Raw genomic sequence first — 6,531 nt, forward strand, 5'->3', positions numbered from 1 at the left:
GAATGGACGGAAACCTTCGGTTCCGAGCGTCTCACCGGCGCGCTGCTCGACCGACTGACCCACCACGTCAACATCATCGAGATGAACGGCGAAAGCTATCGCCTCGCCAACAGCACAGCCCGTAAACAGCGCTGATCACCATAAAATATCTACCCACGATTGGCCCTAAGGGGCCAGTGCGCCATGGCTCGCGCCAGCTATGTGGCCAGCGCGCGCGCCATGGCGCACCCCCCAACTGGCCGGACTTTACGCCGCCGCCCCGGCCGACTTTTGCTCCGCCGTTGACAGCCATCGGACTGAATGTCGGCGAATACGCCACCGCCGACAAGGGCGCGATGCGCGCGCTGGCGCAGTTCGCCGAGGAACGCTCGGTCCTGGCCGAGGATCTGCCGACCGCCAAGGAACAGGGCTTCGACGTCATCATGTCCTCCGAACGTGGCCTTGCCGCGCGCTGCGAAGTGCCCGAGGAAATCCGCGCCCGCCTGGCCGAGGCCGTCGACGCGGCCCTGGCCAACCCCGAATTCCAGGCCCAGGCCAAGCAGCAATCCCTGCCCCTGGCGTTCCAGTCGGGTGCCGAGTGGAAGGAAGCCATGCCTGCACGGCTGGACCGCTACCGCGATATCTTCGCGCTGATCAAAGAGGGACAGTGATGACCGGGCCGGGCGCGACGAAAAGGGGGGACATGCCCGATCTTCTGACGGCGGCGCTATTCATCGGATTCGGCGTGCTCGGCCTGTGGCTTTCGCGGCCGCTGGATCAGGGAACGCTGGCGCAGATGGGGCCGGGCTTTCTGCCCCGCGTTGTCTGCGGGGGACTGATCGTCCTGGGCGCTGTCATCGGTTTTTCGGCCCTGCATCGCCAGGGCGAGCCCTTGGAGGCGATGAAGCTGCGGCCGCTGGCGGTGATCGTGCTGTCGATCGTCGGCTTTGCCTATCTTGCCGAACATGCCGGTTTCGTCGTCGCGTCGCTGTGGCTGATCATCGCCGGATCGCTGGCCGATCCCGGCGGGCGGTGGCGCACGACATTGCTGCTGGCAGGCGGCCTGACCCTGTTTGGCGCATTGGTCTTCATCTACGGCCTTGGCGTCCAGATGACGATCTGGCCGTTCTGAGCCGAGGAAAACATCATGGAAATCTTTGATCTTCTGTTGCTGGGGTTTTCCGAGGCGATGAGCCCCGCAAACCTCGGGTTCTGCCTGATCGGCGCGCTTCTTGGCACGCTGATCGGGGTGCTGCCGGGGATCGGCCCGACCGCGACCATCGCGGTCCTGTTGCCGATCACCTTCTTCCTGCCGCCCCTTGCCGGGATCATCATGCTGGCGGGCATCTATTACGGCGCGCAATACGGCGGCTCGACCACGGCCATCCTGGTGAACCTGCCGGGAGAGGCCTCGGCCGTGGTCACGACGCTGGACGGCTACCAGATGGCGCGGCAGGGCCGGGCGGGTTCGGCGCTGGCCGTCGCGGCGCTGGGATCGTTCTTTGCCGGCACGGTCGCGACCTTCGGCATCGCCATCGCCGGTCCAATGCTGGCGGGCTTTGCGCTGAATTTCGGGCCGGCCGAATATGTCTCGCTGATGATTTTCGGCCTGCTGGCCGCGACGATCCTGGCCAGCGGCCCGGTGCTGAAGGCCATCGGCATGATCCTGATCGGCCTGCTGTTCGGCATGGTCGGCACCGATCAGGCCACCGGGGCCGAGCGCCTGACCTTCGGATCGCTGGAGCTGTTCGACGGAATCGAGTTCACCGTCATCGCCATCGGCCTGTTCGGCTTTTCCGAGATCATCGCGAACCTGGAACGCAGCGGCTCGGCCGGCGTGACGGTTGCCCGCCTGACCCGGCTGTGGCCGACGCGCGAGGATTTCCGCCGCGCCTGGCCCGCGGTGCTGCGCGGCACCGGCATCGGCACCTTCCTCGGCATCCTGCCGGGGGGTGGCGCCACGCTGGCGTCCTTCAGCGCCTATTCGCTGGAAAAGAAGGTCTCGAGAACGCCGGAAAAGTTCGGCACCGGCGCGGTCCAGGGCGTCGCCTCGCCCGAGGCCGCCAACAACGCCGCCGCGCAATCGTCCTTCATCCCGCTGCTGACGCTGGGCATCCCGTCCAACAACATGATGGCGATGATGCTCTCGGCCTTCATGATCCACGGCATCACGCCGGGACCCAGCGTGCTGACCAACCAGCCCGAGATCTTCTGGGGCCTGGTCGCCAGCATGTGGATCGGCAACGCCCTGCTGGTCATCATCAACATGCCGCTGATCGGACTGTGGGTAAAGCTGCTGACCGTGCCTTACCGCCTGCTTTATCCGGCAATCCTGCTGTTCTGCTGCGTCGGCGTCTATTCGATGAACAACCGCATCTTCGACGTGCTGCTGGCGGCCGGTTTCGGGTTGCTGGGCTATGCCTTCCGCAAGGCGAAATGCGAGCCGGGTCCGCTGCTGCTGGGCTTCGTCCTTGGTCCATTGCTGGAATCGAACCTGCGCCGCACCATGCTGATCACCCAGGGCGACGCCAGCATCTTCGTCGAGCGTCCGATCAGCCTGGTGATGCTGATCGCGACCGTGATCCTGCTGGCGCTGATGATCCTGCCCGGCTTCCGCAAGAAGCGCGAGGAGGCCTTCCAGGAGGAAGAGGCGTGAAATCGCAACGGCCGGAGACGTCTCCGGCCGTTTTCATTCCAATCGCTCGGAAGGAGCTTGCCTGACCATGAATGCAATAAGCCGTCGGGCGATGCTTCAGGCCGCCGGCGCGGCCGCGGCCCTTGGCCAAGGTCGAGGACCATATCGCCGACGCCCGCGCCCAGGGTGCGACCATCGCCACCGGCGGCGCGCGCCATGCGCTTGGCGGCGGCTTCTTCCAGCCGACCGTGCTGTCCGGCATGACGCCCTCGATGAAGATCGCGCGCGAGGAAACCTTCGGCCCCGTCGCCCCGGTCTGGCGCTTCGAGACCGAGGCCGAGGCGGTAGCCCTGGCCAATGCCAGCGAATTCGGGCTGGCGGGCTATTTCTACGCCCGCGACCTGTCCCGCGTCTGGCGCGTGGCCGAGGCGCTGGAGGTCGGCCTGGTGGGCGTGAACACCGGCCTGATCTCGACAGAGGTGGCGCCCTTCGGCGGCGTCAAGCAATCCGGCCTCGGCCGCGAGGGCAGCCGCTATGGCATCGAGGACTATCTCGAGATCAAATACATGTGCCTGTCGGTCTGAAAGGCTAAAGGGCTTCGGCAGAGCGTCATTTTCTCTACTGAGAATAAAAAATCGATAGATCGAACTGAGGACTGAGCCAGGCTCTTCCGAACGTGACACCCTCAATCGGAACCGAGGCCACTTCCGAAATATCTGCGCTGGAGTCTAGCGGGTTAACCGCTCTTCCCCGGTCAGCTGATCCTCTCGCAGGAGCGGGTCCGACCACGAGAAGGGAGTCGGCTCCTGACTCATGTAGTCACTCCTCTGATTCAACCTACTCAGAGCTTCCCGGTCAGTTCGGGCACCACGGAGAACAGGTCGCCGACCAAGCCGTAATCGGCGATCTGGAAGATCGGCGCCTCCTCGTCCTTGTTGATCGCCACGATCACCTTGCTGTCCTTCATCCCCGCCAGGTGCTGGATGGCGCCGGAGATGCCCACCGCGACATAGAGCTCGGGGGCGACGACCTTGCCGGTCTGCCCGACCTGCCAGTCGTTCGGGGCATAGCCCGAATCCACCGCCGCGCGGCTGGCGCCCACCGCGGCGCCGAGCTTGTCGGCCAGCTGCTCGATGATGGCGAAGCTCTCCTTCGAGCCGAGGCCGCGGCCGCCCGAGACCACACGCTTGGCCGAGGTCAGCTCGGGACGGTCGCTCTCGGCCACCTCATCGGCGACCCAGGCCGACAGGCCGGGATCGGCGGCAGCGGCGGTCTCGGCCACGCTGGCCGAACCGCCCTCGCCGGCCGCGTCGAAGCTGGCGGTGCGGATGGTGAAGACCTTCTTCGCGTCCCGCGACTTCACCACCTGGATGGCGTTGCCGGCATAGATCGGCCGCTCGAAGGTCTCGGCATCGAGGATGGCCGAGACGTCCGACAGCACCATCACGTCGAGAAGCGCCGCAACCCGCGGCATGACGTTCTTGGCATCGGTGGTCGCCGGCGCGGCGATGTGGTCGTAATCGCCGGCCTGGCCGACGATCAGCGCCGCGGTCGGTTCGGCCAAGGCCCTGCCACAACCAGCGCCTGCGTTGGCCGTCCGGCGGCAGCACGCACGGGACCGCGATCCCGACTGCCAGCGCCAGCCCGGCACCTGCCCACCAGATGCCGCGCCAGCCGTCGAAAAGCGGGCCGGCAAGCATCGCGATGGCCATGCCGGCGGGCATGAAGCAACTCCACAGCGCAAAGACAAGGTCGCGGCGCGACCGCTGGGCCACATGCTCCAGGATGGACGGCGCGGCGACGGTTATCAGCAGAAAGCCCGCCCCCTCGACGATGCGCGAGACCAGAAGCGAGGCGAACCCGCCGGCGGACGCGCCAAGCGCCGATCCGGCCGCCGTCGCCAGCAGGCCGAGGGCAAGGATGCGCCGCCCGCCGATGACGGCGACCAGCGCGCCGGCCGGAATGCCGCCGACCAGCCCGAGAAGCGCGAAAACCCCGGTCAGCCAGCCGATGGCGGACAGGCCCAGCCCCAGATCGGCCTGCAGCATCGGCGCGGCGATGGCCGCCTTGCCGACCTGCAGGGCGGCGGCGATCCCGGCCGCCACGATCAGCGCGACGGCACCCCAGCGCGTCGGCATCACGCCGCATCGCGCTTGCGTCCCGCGACCAGCGCCGCGGCGATTTCCGCCACATGCCGCCCCTGGAAGCGCGCCCCGTCCAGCTCGTTCGCGCTTGGCTGGCGGTCGCCGCCATCGCCGTCATCGGCCAGCGTCGAGGCGCCATAGGGCGAGCCGCCGGTGATCTCGTCCATGCGCATCTGGCCCTTGAAACTGTAGGGCAGGCCGACCACGATCATGCCCAGATGCAGCAGCACCGTATGGGTGGACTGGATCGTCGTCTCCTGCCCGCCATGCTGGCTGCCGGTCGAGGTGAAGACGCTGCCGACCTTGCCGACCAGCCGGTCCTCGGCCCACAGCCCGCCGGCCTGGTCCAGGAAATTCTTCATCTGCGAGGCCATGTTGCCGAAGCGGGTCGGCGTGCCGATGATGATCGCGTCGTAATCGGCCAGCTCGCCCACCGTCGCGACGGGCGCGCGCTGATCCTGCTTGTAGCCCGCCCTTTCCGCGACGGCCTCGGGCACCAGTTCCGGCACGCGCCGGACCGCGACCCTCGTCCCCGCCTCGCGCGCGCCCTGGGCGACCGCAGCGGCCATGGTTTCGACATGCCCATAGGACGAATAATAAAGCACCAGCACATCGGTCATCGGTTTCTCTCCTGTTCCTGTCGCGTCCAGGATAGGGGTGACGGATGACCGGCAGGAGTGATATAATTCCGATGGTTTCGATCATCTGAAGCGATCATGCTGGACGCCCTGACCCTCGACCAGATCCGCACCTTCGTCGCGGTCGCCGACAAAGGCAGCTTTCGCGCCGGCGCGGGCAGCCTGTCGCGGGCGCAATCCGGCGTCAGCGCAAGCGTGGCCAATCTGGAGGCCCAGCTGGGCGTGCAGCTGTTCGACCGCTCAGGCCACCGCCCGGTCCTGACGGCCGAGGGCAGGACGCTGCTTGCCGATGCGCGCGACATCCTGCTGCGCGTCGACGCGATGCGCGCCAGGGCGCGGGGCTTCGGCGAGGGCGTCGAGCTGGAACTGTCCATCACCGCCGACACGCTGTTTCCGATCCCGCTGGTCGGCGCGGCGCTGGCCGAGATGCGCAGGGCCTATCCTTCGGTGGCGGTCAGGCTTGCCATCCAGCCGCTTGGCGGACCGTTGCAGGCGCTGACCGAAAGGCGCTGCACGCTTGCCATCATGGTCGGCGAGGATTTCCGCGACCCCCGCATCAGCTTCAGGGCCCTGTCGCCCGTCTCGCAGGTGGCGGTGGTGGCGGCCGGCCATCCTCTGGCCGCCGGGCGCGGGATCGGCATCCCGGATCTGGCCGACCATGTCCAGATCGTGCTGTCCGATCCCTCGCCCTTGTCGGAGGGGCGGGATTTCGGCGTGCTGTCGCCCCAATCCTGCCCGGTCAACACCCAGGGCGCCAAGCATGCGCTGATCCTGTCGGGCGTCGGCTGGGGCAGGCTGCCGTCCTGGCTGGTCGCGGATGACCTGAGATCCGGCAGGCTGGTCCGGCTGGATACGGCCGCGCTTGGCCGCAACGCCCAGGTCACGTCCCAAAGCTATCTCGCCCATCGCCTCGACGAGCCCTTCGGCCCCGCCGCAAGCACATTCGCCGCGGGGCTGATGCGGCTTTGCGAAAGCGATGCAGCAGGCTGAACAAGGACCTGCTGCCGGTTCCATCACGCCCCTGCTGCGGCACCCCGGACGGAGTCGCGGCAAGGCGGCGGGCTTCAGCCGCAACAGGCGGCGATCACGATCCGGGCGACGAGAATGGCGGCCGGCCGGGACGGCGGCTTTGCAG

Annotated in this window: 7 protein-coding genes and 2 pseudogenes; 6 read left to right on the forward strand and 3 right to left on the reverse strand. The window is 67.4% G+C overall.

Annotated features, from left to right (window positions below; genetic code table 11):
- The 5 genes and pseudogenes from PARJ55_RS23700 to PARJ55_RS0120440 form a co-directional block, all read left to right on the forward strand.
- The coding region (locus tag PARJ55_RS23700; RefSeq protein ID WP_217809624.1) for an ATP-binding protein at positions 1-135 on the forward strand (135 nt) is incomplete at its 5' end.
- A 146-nt stretch (positions 136-281) separates the two neighbouring features.
- Positions 282-650 carry a tripartite tricarboxylate transporter substrate-binding protein gene (locus PARJ55_RS0120425; RefSeq protein WP_028714650.1) on the forward strand — a complete coding sequence of 123 codons (369 nt, stop codon included), beginning with the start codon at positions 282-284 and terminating at the stop codon, positions 648-650.
- Positions 651-682: 32 nt separating this feature from the next.
- Entirely contained in the window at positions 683-1,111 is a 429-nt protein-coding gene (locus PARJ55_RS0120430) for a tripartite tricarboxylate transporter TctB family protein (RefSeq protein WP_198019405.1), read from the forward strand.
- Between the two features lie 15 nt (positions 1,112-1,126).
- Positions 1,127-2,635 (forward strand): tripartite tricarboxylate transporter permease, encoded by a 1,509-nt coding sequence (locus PARJ55_RS0120435; RefSeq protein ID WP_028714652.1) that lies wholly within the window; start codon positions 1,127-1,129, stop codon positions 2,633-2,635.
- Between the two features lie 122 nt (positions 2,636-2,757).
- Positions 2,758-3,198 (forward strand): annotated as a pseudogene (locus tag PARJ55_RS0120440) (aldehyde dehydrogenase family protein); the annotation flags it as partial.
- 257 nt (positions 3,199-3,455) lie between these two features.
- Here PARJ55_RS0120440 and PARJ55_RS22790 read toward each other — a convergent pair.
- From PARJ55_RS22790 to wrbA, 3 genes and pseudogenes are all read right to left on the reverse strand, one after another.
- Positions 3,456-4,310, reverse strand: coding sequence for an electron transfer flavoprotein subunit alpha/FixB family protein (locus tag PARJ55_RS22790; RefSeq protein WP_371257443.1), 855 nt, complete (start codon positions 4,308-4,310; stop codon positions 3,456-3,458).
- A pseudogene (locus PARJ55_RS23705) lies at positions 4,261-4,752 on the reverse strand (MFS transporter); the annotation flags it as partial. The gene PARJ55_RS22790 and the pseudogene PARJ55_RS23705, both read right to left, overlap by 50 nt.
- Positions 4,752-5,378, reverse strand: coding sequence for an NAD(P)H:quinone oxidoreductase (gene wrbA / locus PARJ55_RS0120450; protein WP_028714654.1), 627 nt, complete (start codon positions 5,376-5,378; stop codon positions 4,752-4,754). The pseudogene PARJ55_RS23705 and the gene wrbA, both read right to left, overlap by 1 nt.
- 96 nt (positions 5,379-5,474) lie before the next feature.
- Between wrbA and PARJ55_RS0120455 the strand changes: the two genes are divergently transcribed.
- A complete protein-coding gene (locus PARJ55_RS0120455) occupies positions 5,475-6,386 on the forward strand; it encodes a LysR family transcriptional regulator (protein WP_028714655.1) in 912 nt (303 codons plus the stop codon).
- Positions 6,387-6,531 lie beyond the last annotated feature (145 nt).

It is taken from the genome of Paracoccus sp. J55 (assembly GCF_000513975.1).
GTDB lineage: Bacteria > Pseudomonadota > Alphaproteobacteria > Rhodobacterales > Rhodobacteraceae > Paracoccus.